16 protein-coding genes and 6 pseudogenes are annotated in these 20497 nt (G+C 38.6%); 7 read left to right on the forward strand and 15 right to left on the reverse strand.

Annotated features, from left to right (window positions below):
* Positions 1 to 55 precede the first annotated feature (55 nt).
* The 7 genes and pseudogenes from rho to JCM21714_RS05695 form a co-directional block, all read right to left on the reverse strand.
* Positions 56 to 1355 (reverse strand): annotated as a pseudogene (rho, locus tag JCM21714_RS05665) (transcription termination factor Rho).
* A 457-nt stretch (positions 1356 to 1812) separates the two neighbouring features.
* Positions 1813 to 3101, reverse strand: a pseudogene (murA, locus tag JCM21714_RS05670) (UDP-N-acetylglucosamine 1-carboxyvinyltransferase).
* Between the two features lie 210 nt (positions 3102 to 3311).
* Positions 3312 to 4163, reverse strand: coding sequence for a class II fructose-1,6-bisphosphate aldolase (gene fba / locus JCM21714_RS05675; RefSeq protein WP_035722520.1), 852 nt, complete (start codon positions 4161 to 4163; stop codon positions 3312 to 3314).
* A 177-nt stretch (positions 4164 to 4340) separates the two neighbouring features.
* Positions 4341 to 4700 (reverse strand): response regulator, encoded by a 360-nt coding sequence (locus JCM21714_RS05680; protein ID WP_035722522.1) that lies wholly within the window; start codon positions 4698 to 4700, stop codon positions 4341 to 4343.
* Between the two features lie 854 nt (positions 4701 to 5554).
* Positions 5555 to 7163: pseudogene (gene pyrG / locus JCM21714_RS05685) on the reverse strand (CTP synthase).
* A 207-nt stretch (positions 7164 to 7370) separates the two neighbouring features.
* The gene (gene rpoE / locus JCM21714_RS05690; protein WP_035722524.1) at positions 7371 to 7898 is read right to left on the reverse strand and encodes a DNA-directed RNA polymerase subunit delta; all 528 of its coding nucleotides are present in this window, start codon (positions 7896 to 7898) and stop codon (positions 7371 to 7373) included.
* Between the two features lie 114 nt (positions 7899 to 8012).
* On the reverse strand, positions 8013 to 8603 hold the full coding sequence (locus JCM21714_RS05695) for a P-loop nucleotide/nucleoside kinase family protein (RefSeq protein ID WP_035722526.1): 591 nt from the start codon (positions 8601 to 8603) through the stop codon (positions 8013 to 8015).
* A gap of 129 nt (positions 8604 to 8732) precedes the next feature.
* On the opposite strand from JCM21714_RS05695, the gene JCM21714_RS05700 reads away from it, so the two are divergent.
* Genes JCM21714_RS05700 through JCM21714_RS05710 form a run of 5 tightly spaced genes read left to right on the forward strand, consistent with a single transcriptional unit; the run spans position 8733 to position 10096 of the window.
* On the forward strand, positions 8733 to 9332 hold the full coding sequence (locus JCM21714_RS05700; RefSeq protein WP_035722530.1) for a phospholipase D-like domain-containing protein: 600 nt from the start codon (positions 8733 to 8735) through the stop codon (positions 9330 to 9332).
* Positions 9325 to 9507, forward strand: coding sequence for a hypothetical protein (locus JCM21714_RS05705; protein ID WP_035722531.1), 183 nt, complete (start codon positions 9325 to 9327; stop codon positions 9505 to 9507). Before JCM21714_RS05700 ends, JCM21714_RS05705 begins: the two co-directional genes overlap by 8 nt.
* Positions 9483 to 9719, forward strand: a complete 237-nt coding sequence (locus JCM21714_RS19755) for a phospholipase D-like domain-containing protein (protein ID WP_148294974.1) — start codon at positions 9483 to 9485, stop codon at positions 9717 to 9719. Before JCM21714_RS05705 ends, JCM21714_RS19755 begins: the two co-directional genes overlap by 25 nt.
* The gene (locus JCM21714_RS23820) at positions 9638 to 9883 is read left to right on the forward strand and encodes a phospholipase D-like domain-containing protein (protein ID WP_084040595.1); all 246 of its coding nucleotides are present in this window, start codon (positions 9638 to 9640) and stop codon (positions 9881 to 9883) included. The genes JCM21714_RS19755 and JCM21714_RS23820 overlap by 82 nt, the downstream gene beginning before the upstream one ends.
* Positions 9884 to 9934: 51 nt before the next feature.
* Entirely contained in the window at positions 9935 to 10096 is a 162-nt protein-coding gene (locus JCM21714_RS05710; RefSeq protein ID WP_035722535.1) for a XapX domain-containing protein, read from the forward strand.
* Between the two features lie 97 nt (positions 10097 to 10193).
* Here JCM21714_RS05710 and argS read toward each other — a convergent pair.
* The 5 genes and pseudogenes from argS to speE all read right to left on the reverse strand — a co-directional run bounded on the left by argS (position 10194) and on the right by speE (position 15158).
* Positions 10194 to 11871: pseudogene (gene argS, locus JCM21714_RS05715) on the reverse strand (arginine--tRNA ligase).
* Between the two features lie 13 nt (positions 11872 to 11884).
* Complete coding sequence (locus JCM21714_RS05720; protein WP_052000421.1) at positions 11885 to 12316, reverse strand: YwiB family protein; 432 nt, start codon at positions 12314 to 12316, stop codon at positions 11885 to 11887.
* Between the two features lie 16 nt (positions 12317 to 12332).
* Positions 12333 to 13325 carry an AimR family lysis-lysogeny pheromone receptor gene (locus tag JCM21714_RS05725; protein WP_035722536.1) on the reverse strand — a complete coding sequence of 331 codons (993 nt, stop codon included), beginning with the start codon at positions 13323 to 13325 and terminating at the stop codon, positions 12333 to 12335.
* 115 nt (positions 13326 to 13440) lie between these two features.
* Entirely contained in the window at positions 13441 to 14316 is an 876-nt protein-coding gene (gene speB / locus JCM21714_RS05730) for an agmatinase (RefSeq protein WP_035722538.1), read from the reverse strand.
* An 11-nt stretch (positions 14317 to 14327) separates the two neighbouring features.
* Entirely contained in the window at positions 14328 to 15158 is an 831-nt protein-coding gene (gene speE / locus JCM21714_RS05735) for a polyamine aminopropyltransferase (RefSeq protein ID WP_035722540.1), read from the reverse strand.
* A 190-nt stretch (positions 15159 to 15348) separates the two neighbouring features.
* Here speE and JCM21714_RS05740 point away from each other — a divergent pair, with 190 nt between their 5' ends.
* Positions 15349 to 17403 (forward strand): transglycosylase domain-containing protein, encoded by a 2055-nt coding sequence (locus JCM21714_RS05740; protein ID WP_035722544.1) that lies wholly within the window; start codon positions 15349 to 15351, stop codon positions 17401 to 17403.
* A gap of 198 nt (positions 17404 to 17601) precedes the next feature.
* Here the strand turns inward: JCM21714_RS05740 and JCM21714_RS05745 are convergent.
* Positions 17602 to 18116, reverse strand: a pseudogene (locus JCM21714_RS05745) (YwhD family protein).
* A gap of 296 nt (positions 18117 to 18412) precedes the next feature.
* Between JCM21714_RS05745 and thmT the strand changes: the two are divergent.
* Positions 18413 to 18595 carry a 2-hydroxymuconate tautomerase gene (gene thmT / locus JCM21714_RS05750; RefSeq protein ID WP_035722546.1) on the forward strand — a complete coding sequence of 61 codons (183 nt, stop codon included), beginning with the start codon at positions 18413 to 18415 and terminating at the stop codon, positions 18593 to 18595.
* Positions 18596 to 18658: 63 nt separating this feature from the next.
* Here the strand turns inward: thmT and JCM21714_RS05755 are convergent, their stop codons facing one another.
* Together JCM21714_RS05755 and JCM21714_RS05760 are read right to left on the reverse strand one after the other, a co-directional pair.
* Complete coding sequence (locus tag JCM21714_RS05755; RefSeq protein ID WP_035722549.1) at positions 18659 to 19153, reverse strand: YwgA family protein; 495 nt, start codon at positions 19151 to 19153, stop codon at positions 18659 to 18661.
* Between the two features lie 21 nt (positions 19154 to 19174).
* Positions 19175 to 20481, reverse strand: a pseudogene (locus tag JCM21714_RS05760) (HD domain-containing protein).
* Positions 20482 to 20497: the final 16 nt, after the last annotated feature.

A 20497-nucleotide genomic window follows, 5' to 3' on the forward strand; every position in this document is an offset into this window, starting at 1 on the left:
AAGAATTATATCAATCTCACTTGAAGATTGCAAGCTGTATTTTAAAAAACTTATGTTAATGCGTTTTCTTAGCAGTACCTTTTCTTCTCATTTCGTCATCAAGAACGGATAAAAATTCTTCATTATTTTTCGTTGAACGAAGCTTACGTAAAAACCGTTCAAGAAATTCCGGAGAATCCTGTATACTTTTACGGACGGCCCACATTTTTTCAAGGTGACTATTAGAAATCAGTAATTCTTCTTTTCGTGTGCTTGATCGCGCGATATCGATAGCAGGGAAAATACGACGTTGCGCTAAATTACGGTCTAAGTGTAATTCCATGTTCCCTGTTCCTTTAAATTCTTCATAAATAACTTCATCCATACGTGAACCTGTGTCCACCAATGCTGTTGCCAAAATCGTAAAGCTTCCACCGTCTTCGATATTACGGGCAGCACCAAAGAATCGTTTAGGTCGATGGAACGCAGCTGGATCAATACCACCGGATAATGTTCTGCCGCTTGGAGGAATAACAAGGTTATAGGCACGCGCTAAACGCGTAATACTATCCATGAGAACAACCACGTCTTTTTTATGTTCTACAAGTCGCATCGCTCGCTCTAAAACAAGTTCAGCAACTTTAATATGATTTTCTGGCATTTCGTCAAATGTCGAGCTTACGACATCGACATCTTTATTTACAGAACGCTCAATATCTGTAACCTCTTCCGGACGCTCATCCACTAATAAAATAATCAATTTTGCATTCGGATGATTCTTAGCGATGCTGTTAGAAATTTGTTTTAACAGCATTGTCTTCCCTGCCTTTGGCGGCGCAACGATTAATCCACGTTGGCCATAACCTACAGGTGTTAATAAATCCATAATTCTGGTTGAGATTAATTTCGTATCCGTTTCTAAATTCATTAATCGATCCGGATACAGGGGGGGAGTTAACGCTGGAAAGTGCACACGTTCCTTTGCGACCTCTGGGTCCTCGCCATTAACGGCATCAACATGCAATAAACCATAGTACCGTTCATTTTCTTTAGGGGGGGGACGGACCTTCCCTGATACTTTATCCCCCCCATTACGCAAGTCAAAGCGACGAATTTGTGAGGCAGATATATAAATATCCTCGGCACTTGGAGAGTAGTTAATAGGACGTAAGAAGCCAAACCCTTCCGTCTGAATAATTTCCAGGACACCATCCATAAACAGAAAGCCACTTTTTTTCTGCCTGTGCTTTTAAAATGGAAAAAATCAACTCTCTTTTAGTTAGTTTTGCATAATAGGAAACTTTATATTCCTTTGCTCTTGCATATAGCTCTTTTAATGTTAACGATTCTAATTCCGAAATTGTTACTTCACTCACAAAATCACCACACCTAATTATATTTTATATATTCCATCTTCATTGTTTAATAGAGATTTACAGTTTGTAGTTTTATAAACGTGGGGGGGAATCTTATCATTTTCTTTGCCTTAATGATCTATTACGGAAAAATAGGACTATCTTTCATTAATCAATCAGTTAAGGAAACTCAATAAGGAGCACCGAGATCGCCTAAAATCTCAAGAAGTGTATGAGATGGAAGCTTGACTCATCATTACTATAGAAGTAAGTAAGGATGAAAGGAAGAACGCAAACTTATGGCTGAATTGCGTTATTATATTCTTACTATATAGTACATCGTTCCAACTAGATATTCAACTTTTTTTTAAAGAAAAATGATTTTTTTAGCATATTTTCTATTATTTCAGCAAAAAAAAAGAGCAAAAATCTATTTTATTCACCAAACTTTAAAAAAGAGACTACTGGAGTCTCTTTTTTAGGAATTTTGAAATTGTTGTATTTCTTTTTCTGTCATTTCTTCTCGCCATATTTTAGCACCAAGGTTGGCTAATTTTTCTGTAATATTTGCATAGCCTCGGTCAATATGTTCAAGGCCTGTTATCTCAGTTATACCATTAGCCATAAGTCCTGCAGCGATTAGGGAAGCGCCCGCTCGAAGGTCACTGGCTTTTACTTTAGCCCCCTTCTAATTGAGTAGGACCTTGCACAATCGCAGAACTTCCTTCTACTTTAATTTGAGCATTCATGCGTCTTAACTCATCGATATGCTTAAACCGTGCCTGATAAATCGTGTCGGTTACGACGCCAGTTCCCATGGCTTTTGTCAATAGCGTTGTAAAAGGTTGTTGAAGATCAGTTGGGAATCCCGGGTGTACTAAGGTTTTAATATCAACACTTTTTAAATTGACGCCACGGTGGATTAATAATTGTTCTTCGCCCTCTTCGATTTGTATCCCCCATTTCTCTTAACTTTGCGAGCAAAGGCTCTAAGTGCTGGGGAATGACATTATCAATTAATACCTTCTCACCCTGGGCTGCCGCCATAATTGTATAGGTTCCTGCTTCAATGCGGTCGGGAATGATGGTATGCATACAACCAATTAACTCTTCCACACCTTCAATTCGAATCACATCGGTTCCTGCACCTTTAATTCTCGCGCCCATACTTGTTAATAATGTAGCAACATCAATAATTTCAGGCTCTCGTGCCGCATTTTCAATAATCGTACGACCCTTAGCCTTGACTGCTGCGAGCATAATATTTATTGTTGCCCCTACACTTACAACATCCAGATAAATTCTCGCGCCCTTTAATTCATTAGCGCGTAGGTAAATGGCTCCCTGTTCATTGGTTACCGTAGCACCTAATGCCTTAAAGCCTTTAATGTGCTGATCGATCGGCCGTGGCCCTAAATAACAGCCACCTGGTAAACCAATCACTGCTTCCTTAAATCGCCCAAGCATCGCACCCATGAAATAATAGGATGCTCTTAGTTTCTTGACACGCCCATTTGGAAGAGGCATTGCTGTCATTTCTAGCGGATCGATATGTACAGTTTGTCCTCTTCTTTCGACCTTTCCACCAATTTCCTCTAACAAACCACTTAATGTCTCTACATCAGATATATCTGGTAACCCTTCAATAATTACTTTCGAATCAGCTAAAATTGATGCAGGCAATAACGCTACTGCACTATTTTTCGCACCACTTATTCGGACTTTTCCATTTAACAAATGTCCGCCCTCTATTAGCAATTTCTGCATAATTTATTCCCTCGCTTCCAAGGTGTCCTTTAACATTAATTTGCACATAACTGCCAAAATTATGTAATGTTTTTTGCATGTATTTCTATTATAGCTTATTTGTGAATTATTTAAAACAGAAGAGTATGGAGAAGTAGTTTGTTTACTTTTTACTTTTAGAAAAACCCCCCGTTCCATTTTATTGGAACAGGGTTAAATAGTAAATGATTATTATGCTTTATTTGAAGAACCGAATTCACGCATTTTACCGATAACCGTATCTTTAATTGCGTCACGACTTGGTCCTAAGTATTTACGAGGATCAATCATTTCAGGATTCGCTTCTAATACTTCACGAACTACTTTCGTTTGTTGAATTTGATTTTCAGTGTTTACATTAATTTTAGATGTACCAAAAGAAATCGCTTTTTGGATATCTTTTGTTGGAATACCAGTTCCACCATGTAAAACAAGAGGTACACCTGCAATTGTATTAATTTCTTCCATTTCCTTGAAACCTAAAATTGGTTCGCCTTGGTATGGACCATGAACAGAACCTAATGCAGGTGCAAGACAATCAATTCCAGTACGTTCTACTAACTCTTTACAGTCAGTATCTGCGTACATGATACCACCTTGTACTCCATCTTCATTACCACCAACTGTACCAAGTTCTGCTTCAACAGATACTCCGTGCATATGTGCAAGCTCAACTACTTTAGAAGTTTTTGCAATGTTTTCCTCGAATGTATCATGTGATGCATCAATCATTACAGAAGTAAAACCTGCATGAATTGCTTTTGCACAAGATTCGAAGCTTGAACCGTGATCAAGGTGAATTGCTACAGGAACTGTTGTACCTTGTGCTTTCATTGTAGCTTCTACCATTGCTGTTACTACGTTATATCCACCCATGTATTTTCCAGCACCTTCAGATACACCAAGAATTACTGGAGATTTTTCCTCTTCTGCTGCCTGAAGAATAGCTTGGATATACTCTAGGTTATTAATATTAAATTGACCTACAGCATAGTGATTTTTGTTAGCTATCTCGAGCATTTCTTTCATTGATTCTAATGCCATAATTGCTCCTCCTTTAAGGTATGTAAATCAGATTGTTTTAGCAATCGTTCATCGTACGAAAGATTGCACACAAGTATAGGATACCAATTTCAACGGAAAGGTGCAAGAATACAATCGACAGAAACCGCTTACTTTATTGTTTTTCTATAAAAACTTGTATTTTTTTAAAATAATTGACTAGTCTAATAAGTTATTTACAATCTCTCTAATATCATTTAATTGAAATGGTTTACCTATCGTTTGAACCACGGAAGCAAAATGCTGCATTTTTTCCTCAGCTATCTCTGGAAGCCCACTTATCACAATTGTCGGTATATGAATATTTTGCTGTTCTAGTTTTTCCACAACTTTCGGCCCATCTATAACTGGAAGTTTAAAGTCTAGGAAAATGAGATCGGGCGGATTAGCAACTATCATGTCCAATGCTTCCTTTCCATTTGCTGCTGCTTCGACATGAAACCCCTCTTGTTTAATTACTTCTTCTAATAAAAAACGTATCCCTAGTTGATCATCGACCACTAATACTGTTTTGCTCATGTTTAGCCAGCTCCTTTTCTCTCTATACTGTCTTCACGGCGCATAGTAAAAATTATTGATAGAATGCTAATAAATTATGATTTATTCTCTTTTTGTATTATGTCCTTCTACTTAATTTAGTTCGATATATTGATCAAAAATCCTGCAAAATTCATTATCTTTTTAAAAAAAGAACCTTTTTATTAAATAAACTTGCTCGTTTTAAGGAGAATATGTGCATAATCTCTTCTAGACATTTTGAAAGGTTTTAACTGCTAAACAGCCGCTCCGGCTTGCCCGCTTCCCTTTCCACGGGTTTCTCCTCAGCTAACTTTGGCGAGCCAAAGTGGATCTTCGGATAAAAACTTCCCGTAGGAGTGGAAGCGGACGCCTACGCTGTTGGAATGCGCTACAATGTTAGCAAGAATGGGTATGGAATATTTCCAATTCGACAGCATAAAATTATTGCCATAATATATTCACGGAAATGCCAGGATTAAATACATGATGACATAAACATTGTGAATTCCATCCTATCGCTCCTATATGTTAGCTCTTGCAACATTGTAGAACTTTAATTAGCGAAGGCGCCCACTTTCACTCCTGTGGGAACCGTTTTTCCTGAAGATCCACTTTTTCGAGCGGTTTTTGCTCAAAAAGTTAGCTGAAGGAAAAACCCCACGGAAAGGAAAGTGGGCAAGCCGGAGCGGTTGTTTAGCATTTAAATTCTTTCAAAATAGCTACAAAAGCTAATACGCAATGAAAAAATCCGAATGATAACAAACTCTCGTTGTAGAATTTGCATCATCATTCGGATTTTACTTTTATCATATTCATTTTATCATATTCATTTTATCTTAGCTTTTATGTTTTGATTATTGATTCGTATTTTCTACAGCTACTTTGATAAATGCTTTAAATAGCTGCTGGGGTTTGGTTGGTCTTGATCTGAATTCTGGATGGAATTGAGAAGCGACAAACCAAGGATGGTCCGGCAATTCAATTGTTTCTACTAATTCTTCATCAGACTCGTCCCAGAAAAGACAAAACCATTTCGCTCCATTTGATCACGATATTGATTATTAAATTCAAAACGATGACGGTGGCGTTCATAAATAACATCTTCATTGTCATACGCTTCTTTGGCTTTGGTACCATTTTTAAGTCGACATGGATAAAGACCAAGACGTAAAGTACCGCCTAAATCAGAAATATCCTTTTGTTCAGGTAATAAGTCAATAATTGGATGTGGTGTATTCGGATTGATTTCAGCCGAGTTTGCATCTTCCAAGCCTAACACATTACGTGCAAATTCTACGGTTGCCAGTTGCATTCCTAAGCAAATACCTAAGAAAGGCAGCTTGCTTTCTCTGGCATAACGGATCGCTTCGATTTTTCCTTCAATACCCCGGTCACCAAATCCACCCGGTACAAGTAATCCGTCTACATCGCCTAATTCGCTTGCCACATTTTCAGGGCCTACATCTTCCGCATTAACCCATTTGATCTCGACATCTGCGTCATAGGTAAATCCGGCGTGTTTTAGAGCTTCTACAACAGAAATATAAGCATCTGGTAATTCTACATATTTCCCGACAATACCTATTGTTACTTTCTTTGATAAATGTAAGACACGTTCTACTAATTCATTCCATTCTGTCATATCCGCTGGTGGCGAGTCTAATCCAAAATGATCACATGTTAACTGATCTAAATTTTGTTCCTGCATCGCTAATGGTACACGATATAATGTATCGGCATCACCAGATTCGACCACAGCTTTTTCATTGATATCACAAAATAAAGCAATTTTTTCCTTCATGTCCTGACTTATCGCATGTTCCGTTCTTAAGACAATCACATCTGGTTGAATTCCTAAGGAACGCAATTCTTTTACACTATGCTGTGTTGGTTTTGTCTTTAATTCAGCAGCTGCCTTAATATATGGAACTAACGTACAATGAATGTACATCACATTTTCCTTACCTATATCACTCTTGATTTGGCGAATTGCTCAATAAAAGGCAGCGATTCGATGTCCCCCCCAACGGTTCCGCCAATTTCGGTAATGACAATATCTGCGTTCGTTTGTTTCCCTGCCTGGAACACTTTATCTTTAATTTCATTGGTAATATGGGGAATAACCTGGACAGTTCCGCCCAAATAGTCACCTCGACGTTCTTTCTTGATAACAGTTGAATAAATTTTTCCTGTAGTAATATTACTATATTTATTAAGGCTAATATCGATAAAACGCTCATAGTGACCTAAATCCAGATCTGTTTCTGCTCCGTCATCCGTAACAAAAACCTCTCCATGCTGGTAGGGACTCATCGTACCTGGATCCACATTAATATATGGATCAAATTTTTGAATCGTTACTTTTAATCCGCGATTTTTTAACAAACGTCCTAAAGATGCGGCTGTGATTCCTTTTCCAATCGAAGAAACTACACCACCGGTTACAAAGATATATTTCGTCACGCTCGATCCCTCTTTCTATTTTAATTGTTCTATCTATAGCCTAGTATTGATGTTTCCCACGCCAATATGTAATGTCAGGCTTTATAAAAAAATAAAAAGCGCTCCCCCCCTTAAGCAGGGGGGGAACGCTATATATTATCCATTAAATTATGGAGCCCAATAAAAATTTTACTCAGAAGCTAAAGGAAAGTCAAGTATCTATTGAAACTATTTTTCTTCGTCTTCCTCGTCATCGTCATCTTCTGTGTCAAAATCATCATCATCTTCCAGGTCATCATCATCAAAGTCGAAATCATCATCTACAATATCGTCATCTGTATCAAGATCATCATCATCAAAATCATCGACGTCTGTATCAATAGCTGTTTCATCCAAATCATCAGTTTCGTCAATTTCTTCAATTGGTGCCTTTTTCTTCTTAGCTGCTTTTTTCTTCTTCTTTTTCTTTGGCACTGGTGTGATATCCTCGTCAATTTCTTCTACAGGATACCATTTTTTCAGTCCCCCCCATAAATTTGATCCCTTTGTCATAAAACGCCCATCAATATTAAGGTCTGTATAGAACTGAGCAATCCAATCATCTTTTTCTGTTTCTGACAAACCTTTTAATTTTGCGATACGATCAAATATCTTACGAAAATCCAATGCTTTATTTTCATCTTCTAACACATATGTTGCAAGATCGATAAATGCCATATCTTTTACATCTGCTTTTGTGAAATCCTTTAAGCCCACGCGCTAGCACTCCTTTTATCAAAATCTATATGTAAACAATTTCCAATGAATAGTTACGTTCCACTTTCATATTATATGGCTTTGTTCATTGAAATGCAACAATCTTTCAAGCAACTATTTATTTATAAAAGTGACAAGCTTTTCAATCTTTGCTTCTGTCAAATCACCAGAGTTGTCAAATATGTTGATATGGTCTTGTGGAATGTCCCAATTAATCGCTGGTACAAAGTTAACTCTTGTTTCATAGGAATTCCAATTTTCCAGTTTCCATGTGTCTCTTTCTGTACCGCGTTCTTCAATGCGCTGACGCTGCTGTTCGATATCCTGTAAAGTTACAACGACTACTTTCACATCGATTTCGTCTTTGGTTTTTCCACTTGCAGTGATGACTTCTTCGATCCATTCTTTATTTTTAAGTTCGGATGTAAAAGGAGAAATCATAAAAACATTCTGTCCAACACGCAGGTTTTCAATACATATATCTTTTGCTGTATCGTACTCTAAATCACGCAAATTCTTCTTATAAAAGTCCGAATCGCGATCATTGGGGGGGTCAAGATCATTCATTTCAAGAAAACGTTCGACAAAACGGCCCCCTACTGTATCACGGTCTAAAAATGCACAGGGAATCTGTTCACATATTTTTTCTGCAAGGGTTGTTTTACCAGTACCTGCCACGCCTACAAAGAATACTAATTTTTGCACGATATCCACCTCTTTTGATTAATATATTCCCTCTATATGTTAACGTATAATCAAAAAAACGCATCCATTAAGTTACTAATGATCTTTATCTTTTTGGGTAAATTAAGAATAGAAATGAGGGACAACATTATGATCTTTATTATTGAACTAATAATTCTGCTAATTCTGGATTTTCAACTAGGTAAACTACTGATTGCCAAACAAAATAAAAGTAAGACATGGTTAACTAACGCCGATCAAGTAACATCTTTCACCGCGGGTGATGCATTGTTCGAAAGCATGCTTACAGACATGGAAAAGGCCAGAAATTCTATTGATTTGCAATTTTTCATTATTCGAAATGATCGCATTGGCAATCAGTTTTACTCATTACTTGATAAAAAACAGCAGGAAGGGGTAAAAGTAAGAGTGATGACAGATTGGGTTGGAAGCTTTCGTTTCCGTGGCAAATGGCTAAAGGATAAAGTTTTATTTCGCAAAAGCAATCCTCCAATCTTTCCTTTTTTCTATCATTTGCAGCAGCGGAATCATCGGAAAGTGTTAATGATTGATGAAGCAATAAGTTATGTCGGCGGTTTTAATTTAGGAAATGAATATGTCGGGAAAGATAATAAACTGGGCATGTGGCGTGATTATCATCTGCGTTTTACCGGGGCTATTACACACGTGTTAAAAGAGAGTTTTGATATCGATTGGGGGCGAGGAAATACAGCGAATCACCGTGAATGATCTGAAGGATGCGCCAGATATTAGAGTGTTAGCCACCGAAGGAAATGCGTTGGAACAGGAGATTATTACATTTATCTCCCAATCATCGAAATCGATTGAAATCGGCTCCCCCCCTATTTCGTCCCGACTAAAAAAATCGATCTTGCTCTTATGGATGCATTACAGCGAGGTGTAAAAGTAACAATTGTTTTTCCAGATAAAGCGGACCATTTGCTTACCAAAGCAACCGCGCTATCTTATCTTAAAAAAATGAAAAAATCTGGTGCTGCCATTTATTTATATAAGGACGGTTTTTTCATGGTAAGGTGTTATTTTTCGATGAGAGCATTTGTGATATCGGCACCGCTAATTTTGACAGGCGCAGTCTCCGCCTTAATCAGGAATTAAATATCATTGTCACGAAAGGGCATCCAATTTTTCAAGAAATGAAGCGTGTATTCAGGAAGGATCTAAGCAGCTGCAAAATCATGACGAAGGGTTGGCTGAAGCATCAGCCGCTTTATTTAAAGATTTTAATGTGGTTGACGATTCCGTTTAGAGCATTTTTATAAAGTAAAACTTTTGATGTTAGTATCATGATAGAAAATGGAGGTTGATAAGACATGCAAGTTCTTTTAGCACTTATTACAGGTTTAGTTGTTGGATTTCTTTTTGCTTTGCTTAAACTGCCGATCCCAGCTCCTCCAGCACTGGCAGGAATAATGGGCATTGTCGGCATCTACTTAGGATTCCGATTATTTGAATGGGTCCAGCATTTCTTCTAATAAGCACTGAACTGATTCTATGCTATAAAAAATAAGCAGTTCAATTTTTATAGTAATTGAACTGCTGTGAGCAGGATGTCATATGTTTTTTTATGGGTTACATACTTTCTGGTGCGTTTACTCCGACAAGTTTCATACCGTTTGCCAGGGTAATGCGGACTGCTTCCATCAGGGCAAGACGAGCTTGGTTGCTTCCATGTCCTCTTCATTAATAACTTTTTCCGCATTGTAGAAGCTGTGTAAATGGGCCGCTAACTCAAAAATGTACTGTGTCATTCGATGCGGTGTCCGGTTAACGGCAGCGTCTGCTACGACTTGGGTGAATTCCCCCCCTAGTTTTTTCAATAATTCCTCCGCTTTATCTGATTGCAATAATTGTCCATTAGACGGTGAATATTCGATTCCCTTTTCCTTTGCCTGTTTCAGCATCGTACAAATACGGGCATGCGCATATTGTACGTAATAAACAGGATTATCATTTGATTCTGATTTCGCTAAGTCCATATCAAAATCCAAATGGGAATCAGCTGAACGCATGACAAAGAAATAACGCATCGCATCAATCCCAACTTCCTCCATCAGTTCACGTAAGGTAACAGCTTTGCCGGTACGTTTACTCATTTTAACTTTTTCTCCATTTTCAAAAAGGTTGACCATTTGAATGATCTCTACTTCCAAGGTGTCTGCATCATAGCCTAATGCCTGGATAGCTGCACGCATACGTGGAATATAACCGTGATGATCTGCTCCCCCCCAAATATTAATCAATTTATCAAAGCCACGCGCTAACTTATTTTTATGATAGGCGATATCAGGTGATAAATAGGTGTACGAATTATCCTGTTTAACTAACACACGATCTTTATCATCTCCAAACTCTGTGGAACGGAACCAGGTTGCGCCGTCTTGCTCATAGATATAGCCTTTGTCTCTTAGGATATCAATAGTCGGCTCGATTTTATTTTCCTTGTAAAGCGAGGTTTCGGAGAACCAGTGATCAAACTTGACACGGAACTGCTCTAAATCCTTCTTTAGTTTTTTTAATTCGATTTTTAATCCATATTCACGGAAAAAGGCGAGTTGCTCCTGTTCCGGCTTTTCCGTCCATTTGTCACCATATTCTTTGACTAACGTTTCACCAATTTTGATAATATCTGCCCCCTTGATAGCCATCTTCTGGCATCGGGAACTCTTTGCCTAGTGCCTGCATATAACGAGCCTGTACGGATAATGCAAGGTTATTGATCTGATTACCAGCATCGTTAATATAATATTCGCGAGCGACATCATAGCCAGCTTTCTCTAAAACATTACACAATGTATCCCCCGACAGATGCACCTCGAGCGTGACCTAAATGTAAATCACCGGTGGGGGGGTTGGCCGAAACAAATTCAACTTGAACCTTTTCGCCTTTCCCTGTATCTGATGAACCATAATTCTCTTGTTGTTCCAGAATCGTTGGGATCAGTTTTGTTAAGTATTGATTATCGATAAAAAAATTGATGAAGCCCGGTCCCGCAATATCGACACTTTTGATCGATCCTTTTGACTGGTCGATATGTGCCACGATATCTTCCGCAATTTGTCTTGGTGCCTTCTTAGCTACTTTTGCAAGCTGCATTGCAATATTCGTCGCATAATCACCGTGCGCTTTATCCTTTGGCTGTTCCAGCACAACTGCAAGAATTTCTGATTCTGATGCTACGTTTGCGGCAAGTACAGCCTGTCTTATTTCGGCCTTCAGATTTTCCTGCATTTGTTGCATCACGTTCATAATTATTCCTCCATTAGTTTTCTTTTTTTACCGTAATCGTTAATCGATGACGCCTTCCTTTATCACCATTAAGACTTGTCGAATAGCGAATAAACAGTCTGCCCTCTTGGAGATCCAGCGGGGGGGGAGTATAAATAATTTCATCTGTTTCAGTTGTCATTTGGATTGTTCCGAATTGGTGTCGATAGCTGGTTTCAGTTACTTTATCGTTTTGAAATTTCTGGAGCATGGATACAGCTCCAGACCGTTTCACACTTACCCTATCAGAATAAATCGTAATTAATGAGTCTGTTCGCTCGCCATGTTCATTGTTTTCACTGAATGTTAATACAGTGGTATCATCCTTTTCATATAGTTGACCCTTCTGCTCTATCACATTAATGTCTTTTTGTCCTTCATCGTCGATTTCCGTTGTCATTTTAATCGATACTGGAGATTTCAACACTTTATCAAACATCCTTTTAGTAATCAAGGGCATGTAACGCCTCTAAAGGTAGTCTAGCATAAAAATAATCATCTCGCTCTTCGATAAATCGTTGATATGCTTTGCGTAATAATCCTTTGTCTTGTTTGGCTTGTCCTAAATAGTATTGTTGAAAAGGAGTTAATGTATCTAAGCCTTCTAAAAGTCCGATACATTTATCCACATCCCCCCCTTCGGCCAAGGCAATGTGAGCTTGCTCTGCAATATCTTCACTTGTAATACCTTCCGTTTTCTTATGATAAGCTGCAATAAACGGCAGCGTGAAATTCTTCAACCCATAAATCGCGCGTTCATAGGAAAGCTGTTCTGCCATCTCGAGGGCAAGCGAAACATGATGAATCGCCTGCTGATAACTTTCAAATAAATAACCCTGAGCTAAAATATTGTGTATATCAATTTGTTTCCGGTAATTACTGGTTTTCTTTAATAATTGATACCCATATTTGCGTGATAATATTAATTCATTTCGTTTCCAATGATAGATAAATAATGTTTCATTCAATCTCGATTCAAATAACTCATATAGCATTGGATCTTTAACCTCTAACATAAGGTGTTTTATATTCTCGTTAAAGCTGCCGATTTCTCCATACTGTTTCATGTCAAAATAACTATATATATGGACAAGATCCCTCAGAATTCTTAATGTATAATCTTCATTCATTATTTTCAACCGGTTAGTTGCCTTTATAAAATTAGAAGGCGTTTCCGGCTTTAATTGTTGAGGCTTCAGCATTTTGCGTTCATACATAATCTGGTAAATTTTTGCGGATTTTCGATTCGTTGTATTTGTTGCATATTTTATTTTATCGGTCATCACTTTCAATTCATCGTATAAACCATTTACATATAAATATTCCATCGCCGTCCGCTGGTTATCTTCATTTTCACTGAGCAGACATATTTCACTCATATCTCTTAATTCATTTGGCTGACCTTTTAATTGCTGATAGATCACATGTAATGGCATTTCTGCACATTTGCTAAAAATTTATGCACAACTTGTTTTCTCCTCATGTAATGTCCCTAATTTGTCTTTAAGTCGTAACATATTTTATCATAAATCGTGGTTTTTTTACATGTAATTATTTGACCCAGCCTAATAATATCTCTCGAACAAATTTACTCGCTGCTATCACCGTTTGTTCGGTCGGATCATAATTCGGAGCTACTTCGACAAGATCTGCGCCTACTACGTGCACATCTGATTGAGCAATCGCATGAATCGCTTCTAACATTTCTCTTGAAGAAATACCACCTGCTTCTGCTGTACCGGTGCCTGGCGCAAATGCTGGATCTAACACATCTATATCAATCGTAACATATACAGGGCGTCCGGCAAGTTTAGGCAAGATTTCTTTTAACGGCTTCGCGACCTCAAATTTCGCCATATACAGGCCACTTTCCTCTGCATAGCGAAATTCATCCCTGTCCCCCCCTGAGCGAATCCCAAAGGAGTAGACGTTTTCTGCTCCGATTTTTTCACATGCTTTCCGGATTGGTGTCGAATGTGATAATGGCTCACCCTCATAGTCAACACGCAAATCAGCATGGGCATCAATATGAATCACGGCGAGGTCTGGATATTTCTGATAAATGGCTTCGATAAGCGGCCATGTGACCAGATGCTCTCCGCCAAGTCCGAGCGGAAATTTACCCTTTTCGATAATCTGATCGGCATATTCCCGGATCATCGCAATACTTCTGGCAGGGTTACCAAATGGCAATGGAATGTCTCCTGCATCAAAATAGCTGACGTCCTCTAAATGACGATCTAAATATGGGCTATACTCTTCTAAACCAATGGAGGCCTCTCTTATTCGATTAGGGCCGAAACGGGAACCAGGTCGAAAACTCACCGTCCAGTCCATTGGCATTCCAAAAATAATAGCCTTTGCATCTTCATGTGTTGGTCTTGACTTAATAAATACCTTTCCTGAGTAAGCTTCATCAAAGCGCATTTTTTATCCTCCTATTTTGTCAAATCTTCCACGAATTTTGGTAATGCAAAGCATGCACGATGTAATTGCGGTGTATAATATTTCGTCTCTAATTCATGGAAACGGTCATCTTTTACTTTTAAGGGATCATGAATTTTACTTCCAAGCGTAAACGTCCATAACCCACTTGGGTATGTCGGAATATTCGCGGTGTACAGTCGCGTAACCGGAAAAATTTCTCTAACATCATGATAGACCTGTTTGATTAAATCTGCTTTAAACCATGGATTATCTGTTTGGGCAACGAAAATTCCGTCATCTTTCAGCGCTTTCGAAATACCGTCATAAAAACCTTTAGTGAAAAGGTTAACAGCTGGTCCCACAGGTTCTGTTGAATCAACCATAATTACGTCGTACTTATTTTGATTTTCGGCGATATGCATAAATCCATCGGCAACACGCACTTCTACACGTGGATCTTCCAATTTACCAGCGATGTTTGGTAAATATTTCTTTGAATATTCGATCACTTTTCCGTCAATTTCGACTAAAACTGCCTTCTGTACCGATGGATGCTTAAGTACCTCGCGAATGACTCCACCATCGCCACCACCAACTACTAACACAGCTTTCGGATTGGGGTGCGTAAACAATGGCACGTGTGCGACCATTTCGTGATAGACAAATTCATCCCTATCTGTTGTCATCACCATATCATCAAGTAACAACATATTACCCCCCCACTCTGCGGTTTCTACCATATCCAGCCTTTGAAAGTCCGTTTGTTCTGTATGATACGTTTGATTAATCTTGGCAGTAATACCGAAATTATCTGTTTGTTTTTCTGTGAACCACAGTCCCATTTGATCGACTCCTTTAATCTATATCCACTTTTATATTTGTATACTGTAAACAATACTATTCTAGAGTTTTTTAGCAAAAAATCAAGTAATTCCTTAATTGTTATGTTTATACTCTACATTTTTGCACCATAATGCTACTACTGGATTTTTTAAATATTTCAGGAAAGAAACGAAGGAGGGGGGGAATGGGATGGGTCGGAGAAGTCGAAGGAAAAAACGGCGGTTATGGAAAGCTTTTATTTTTTTATTTTTATTAGTTGGCTCCTTTTCTGCCGTTCTGTTAATTGCCAGCTTTTTACTTGGCCCTCCTTCGTTAGATCGGCCACAAAACACGATTTATTACAGTGAAGACCAGAAAGTGATCGGGGAAGAGTTTGGTTCCGAGAAAAGATATTGGATGCCCTTGGATATGATAGATGATCGTGTAGAAAAGGCTACGATTTGGACAGAGGATCAATATTTTTACAATCATTTCGGCTTTGATTTTAAACGTCTTGCTTCTGCTATTTGGAAGGATATTAAAACCATGTCATTGAAGGAAGGTGCCAGTACAATTACACAGCAATATGCGCGCAACCTTTATTTAACACACGAAAAAACATGGAAACGAAAATTATATGAGGCATTTTATACAATACGATTAGAAATGTTCTATGATAAGGATCAATTATTAGAAGGATATTTAAATACGATCTATTACGGTCATGGTGCCTATGGTATTGAGGCGGCGAGTAAGTACTTTTTTGCTAAATCCGCGTCGGAGCTATCCTGGGCCGAAGCAGCGATGCTAGCAGGTATTCCAAAAGGTCCTTCTCTTTATTCGCCTTTTCATAATTTGGAAAACGCAAAAACCCGTCAGGAATTCATCTTGAACAACTTATATGATATGCAGGTCATCGACGCCCAAACTTACGAAACAGCGATAAATGAGCCCTTACAATTTTCCGACGAACGTACCATTATTACCAAGGGAATTGCTCCCTATTATCAGGATGTGGTTGTAGAAGAGCTCAAAGATATCTTAGAGATTGATATCGAGGAAATTCGTTCCGGTGGCTATCAGGTTTATACCACATTGAATACGATGCAGCAACAGGCTCTCCAGACAGCGACAGATACGATTGTCGATAATCCGGACATACAAATTGGCGCGATGGCGATGGAACCTGAGACAGGGGCGATAAAGGCGCTTGTCGGTGGCCGAAATTATGAAGATTCTCCTTTTAACCGTGTTACCCAGGCAAAGCGAATGCCAGGTTCTGCTTTTAAACCATTTCTTTATTATGCTGCATTGGAAAATGGTATGACTGCTGCCACGACATTAATGAGTAAACCTACGACATTTGAACTGGCGGATGGTAATATATATCAGCCAGGTAATTATAATGATTATTATGCGAATCAGCCGATCACAATGGCACAGGCAATCGCATCATCTGATAATATCTTTGCGGTCAAAACAAACATGTATGTCACACCTGAGCGCTTTGTCCGTGTAGCCAAGGAAAAATTTAAAATTGAAAGCGAATTAGAGCCTGTTGCTTCCTTAGCATTAGGCACAGAGGTCGTCTCTGTTAAGGAAATGGTAACGGGATACAGCATCCTTGCGAACGGCGGTCAGGAGTTAGAAGGTCATACGATTACAAAAGTGACCGATGCACATGGTGAGGTGTTATTTGATCGAGATGAGCTTAAAGCAAAAACGGATGGATGGAGTCTGTTTTCAAAAGAAGATGATGGCCAGATACTTAATGAAAAGTATGCTTTTATTATTTCAGAGCTAATGAAAGGCATGTTTCGCGAAGAATTAAATGGCTATATGAGTGTTACTGGCGCCTCGATTGCGAATAAGCTAAGCAATGACTATGCTGGAAAGTCAGGTACCACCAATGTGGATAATTGGATGATTGGCTTTAGTCCATCTCTTACTGCCGGCGTTTGGGTTGGCTATGACGATAACAGGGAAATTGTAAAGACGAGTGATCATCAATACGCAAAAGAAGTATGGGCAAGTTTCATGGAGAAGGCACATGAGAACATTACGGTGGAACGACAGGTTCCTCCAGAGCATGTAGTCGAGGTTGAAATTGACTTAAATACCGGATTTCTAGCTGCGGATACATGTAGCCACACCGCTAAGCTATTTTTTGTAAAGGGAACGGAACCTGAAAAATATTGCACCTTGCATATTGAGGACGATCAGCATGAGCATCCAGAAGAATTTGATGAGATTATCGGAGGATGACTTGATTGATAATTGGTGGGATTGGCTGTGGACTGGGGAAGATGAACAGTAATTGAGAGAACGGAAAAAGGCCGGGCAATTGCCCAGCCTCTTCCGGTCCTAGTAACAAAGAGTTACCATGTCTATATATTCTATAAATAAAACGGCAAATGAACAAGGGAAAAAGGCTACTTTTAACGAATGTTCACAAAACGTTCATTATTCGGGTAAAGCTTGTTTTAATTCCTCTGTTGAGTTTTTCCACATTTCGCCGTCGAATTCTCGTAAAAAGTCAGCTAATAATTGCTTTGATTTATCATCCATATGGTCGACTATTATATGGCCTTTCATCGATTTATCCATATTATTTACGTGTTCTGGCATCGATTTATAGGCGCGTTTGATCGAGCGGTCTACGACAATTTCACAACCTGTCACACCGTAAAAATAGGGACCATGTTCACCTCTTTCAACGGTTACCCAGACGATCCAGTAAAGTTTCCCGTTTTTGACTATTTCGCGATCCTGGATGAATTTCACGCGGCGTTCGACTTCACTTCTCGCATGCATCGCGCCCATGTCGACAAAGGCACGATCTTCATTGGGATCAATAATTACTGGTGATATGTTTTCTAAACTCACAGCTCCTACTCCATATCCCCCCCATGACCATCAGTCGAATCATCCTTCATAATCGTAAACGGATTGGACTTCTTTTTCTTCTCTTCACTCATGATAGTGCCTCCTTGGTTAGTTTTGGTTATGATTAACTTAATTTATTGTAGATTTTAACTTAACTACGAAGTAACAAGATGCTAAATTTCACAAAAAGTTGTAGAACACTATTGAATCGAAGTAAATGGACGAAGCTTTTGCGTTACACTTATCATAATTTCATAATTGTCACTACTTCGCAATTTGTGTTTATTTTATTGTAGCATGTATGAAATGGTGTTTTCATCTTCTTTGTTTCCCCTCTTTTGCTTTTTGCGATACAATGAGATTAAATTGAAATGAAGGAGAGATTGATATGCCATATGTAACGGTACAGATGTTAGAAGGAAGAACAGATGAACAGCGTAAAGCGTTAATTGAAAAAGTAACAGATGCAGTAGTGGAAACAACAGGAGCTGCTCGTGAGAAGGTTGTCGTATTTGTCGAAGATATTGACAAACGCAACTATGGTGTGGGTGGCAAACGTCTAGTTGATTAATGATATGAATTTGTGATGCATGCAGCAATAAATAACACTTAAATAGAAAAATAACCCATCTATTTAATGGGTTATTTTTCCAATAAAGTTCCAAGCTTCTTCCATGTCCTCAGTTGTATAATTTGATTTTTTCTTTACTTCCAGTACTTTTTGTTCTACTTCCTCTTTCGGTAAATGATCAAAATAAAGCATCGTAGCAACTAATTCCAGAAAACGAGAGCTCTGCTCCTTCATGTCACGAACGACAGACTCGACCAATGGCACCTCTGCCAGCGAGTGTTCCAAAAATTCCTGACCCTGATCTGTCACCTGGTAGCGATACTGGTAATAATTACTTTTTTTCTCCTTCACCTCTGATACAAAGCCAAGATTAGTGAGTTCTTCGATTTGCAGGCTTAATTCCTCAGAATATGGTCCATAAAAATAGAAGGTATATTTCTCTTCAAACGGCAGTCCAAGTTTTTTTAAAATATAGATGATCTTTTGTAACTTTTTGCGGCCGACTATTCCATCTGCTGCTGCAATTACTTTAACTAGTTTTGCGTGATTATCTAGCAATGAAAACACCCCTGTTTCTATTTAACGATCTTGTTTATATAGGATTTTTTTTATTTTTTCTTTTTCAGGTTGATCATCGGCAAGCTTTTCAATCAGATCTTTCGGATAATAAAGTTTATGATCGGTGCGTTTTTTCCCTGAAATAGCCTCAACGATCTCAGATTGACGCGACAATTCCCGTAATTCATTATTGGGCATTAATAAATGAATCGGTAACCTCTCTTCTTCCTCCCCCCCTGGCCGGTAAAAGTCATACGGTAGGTCTGAGGACGAATCAACGACTAAATAATAATCAGGATCTAAATCAACTTCTTTGAAAAGCTGATATAATTCCATCCAGTCATTCATTTGCAAATTAGGATTAAATTCAACATATTTAAATAAACGACGATTAACAAAACGATAGACTAAATCGCGTAATATTGGATCGTCTTCCTCCGTCCACATCTGAAAGTAGTATAGCACCACTGCTTCATCGAGACGTATGTAATCCGCGAGTGATACCTTCCCTTCAAAAAAAGAAGTAAATGGTGTCGGCTTTACTTTGAATGGATAATGCTGACCATATAATTCTTTGACGCGATGAAGAATTTTAGTCAAAATTACTTCAGCACTTCTTGTAACGGGATGAAAGTATACCTGCCAATACATTTGGTAACGGCTCATGATATAGTCTTCCACCGCATGCATGCCTGATTCCTTAATTACAACTTGATCTTCGTCAGGCCGCATCACACGCAAAATTCGCTCCATATCAAAATGGCCATAGCTGACACCAGTAAAATAGGCATCGCGCTGCAAATAATCCATGCGATCTGCATCAATTTGACTCGAGATTAAACTGACTACCAGTTATCATGATACGTTTTGTTAATGACATCTGCAACTTTTTGTGGAAATCCTTCACTTACTTTAGATAATACCTGATGGACCTCCGTATCACCCAAAATAATTTGTCTTGTGAATTCTTCGTGATCTAATTTAAATACCTTTTCAAATGAATGGGAAAAAGGGCCATGTCCTAAGTCATGCAGGAGTGCTGCACACAAACAGAGCAGCCGTTCTTCCTGATTCCATTTGGGCCTGTCCTCAAAATTAATTAAAATCCGCCTTACGATTTCGTAGACACCTAACGAGTGATTTAAGCGGCTATGCTCTGCACCATGAAACGTTAAAAAAGACGTGCCAAGCTGCTTAATCCGCCGTAATCGTTGGAATTCCTTGGTGCCGACCAAATCCCATATCACCCGGTCCCTCACATGCACATAGCGATGGACTGGATCCTTGAACACTTTCTCCTCGTGTAACTGTTCATCTTTATAAGCCATGGCAAATACCTTCCTC

It is taken from the genome of Gracilibacillus boraciitolerans JCM 21714 (genome assembly GCF_000521485.1).
Lineage (GTDB): Bacteria > Bacillota > Bacilli > Bacillales > Amphibacillaceae > Gracilibacillus > Gracilibacillus boraciitolerans.

Bases quoted from the DNA above. Each gene is read 5' to 3' on its own strand.
- JCM21714_RS05700 (WP_035722530.1), top strand. From the start codon at position 8,733: ATGATCTTTATTATTGAACTAATAATTCTGCTAATTCTGGATTTTCAA.
- speB (WP_035722538.1), bottom strand. From the start codon at position 14,316: ATGCGCTTTGATGAAGCTTACTCAGGAAAGGTATTTATTAAGTCAAGA.
- JCM21714_RS19755 (WP_148294974.1), top strand. From the start codon at position 9,483: ATGGATGCATTACAGCGAGGTGTAAAAGTAACAATTGTTTTTCCAGAT.
- fba (WP_035722520.1), bottom strand. From the start codon at position 4,163: ATGGCATTAGAATCAATGAAAGAAATGCTCGAGATAGCTAACAAAAAT.
- speE (WP_035722540.1), bottom strand. From the start codon at position 15,158: ATGGGACTGTGGTTCACAGAAAAACAAACAGATAATTTCGGTATTACT.
- JCM21714_RS05710 (WP_035722535.1), top strand. From the start codon at position 9,935: ATGCAAGTTCTTTTAGCACTTATTACAGGTTTAGTTGTTGGATTTCTT.
- JCM21714_RS05725 (WP_035722536.1), bottom strand. From the start codon at position 13,325: ATGCCATTACATGTGATCTATCAGCAATTAAAAGGTCAGCCAAATGAA.
- JCM21714_RS05680 (WP_035722522.1), bottom strand. From the start codon at position 4,700: ATGAGCAAAACAGTATTAGTGGTCGATGATCAACTAGGGATACGTTTT.
- thmT (WP_035722546.1), top strand. From the start codon at position 18,413: ATGCCATATGTAACGGTACAGATGTTAGAAGGAAGAACAGATGAACAG.
- JCM21714_RS05740 (WP_035722544.1), top strand. From the start codon at position 15,349: ATGGGTCGGAGAAGTCGAAGGAAAAAACGGCGGTTATGGAAAGCTTTT.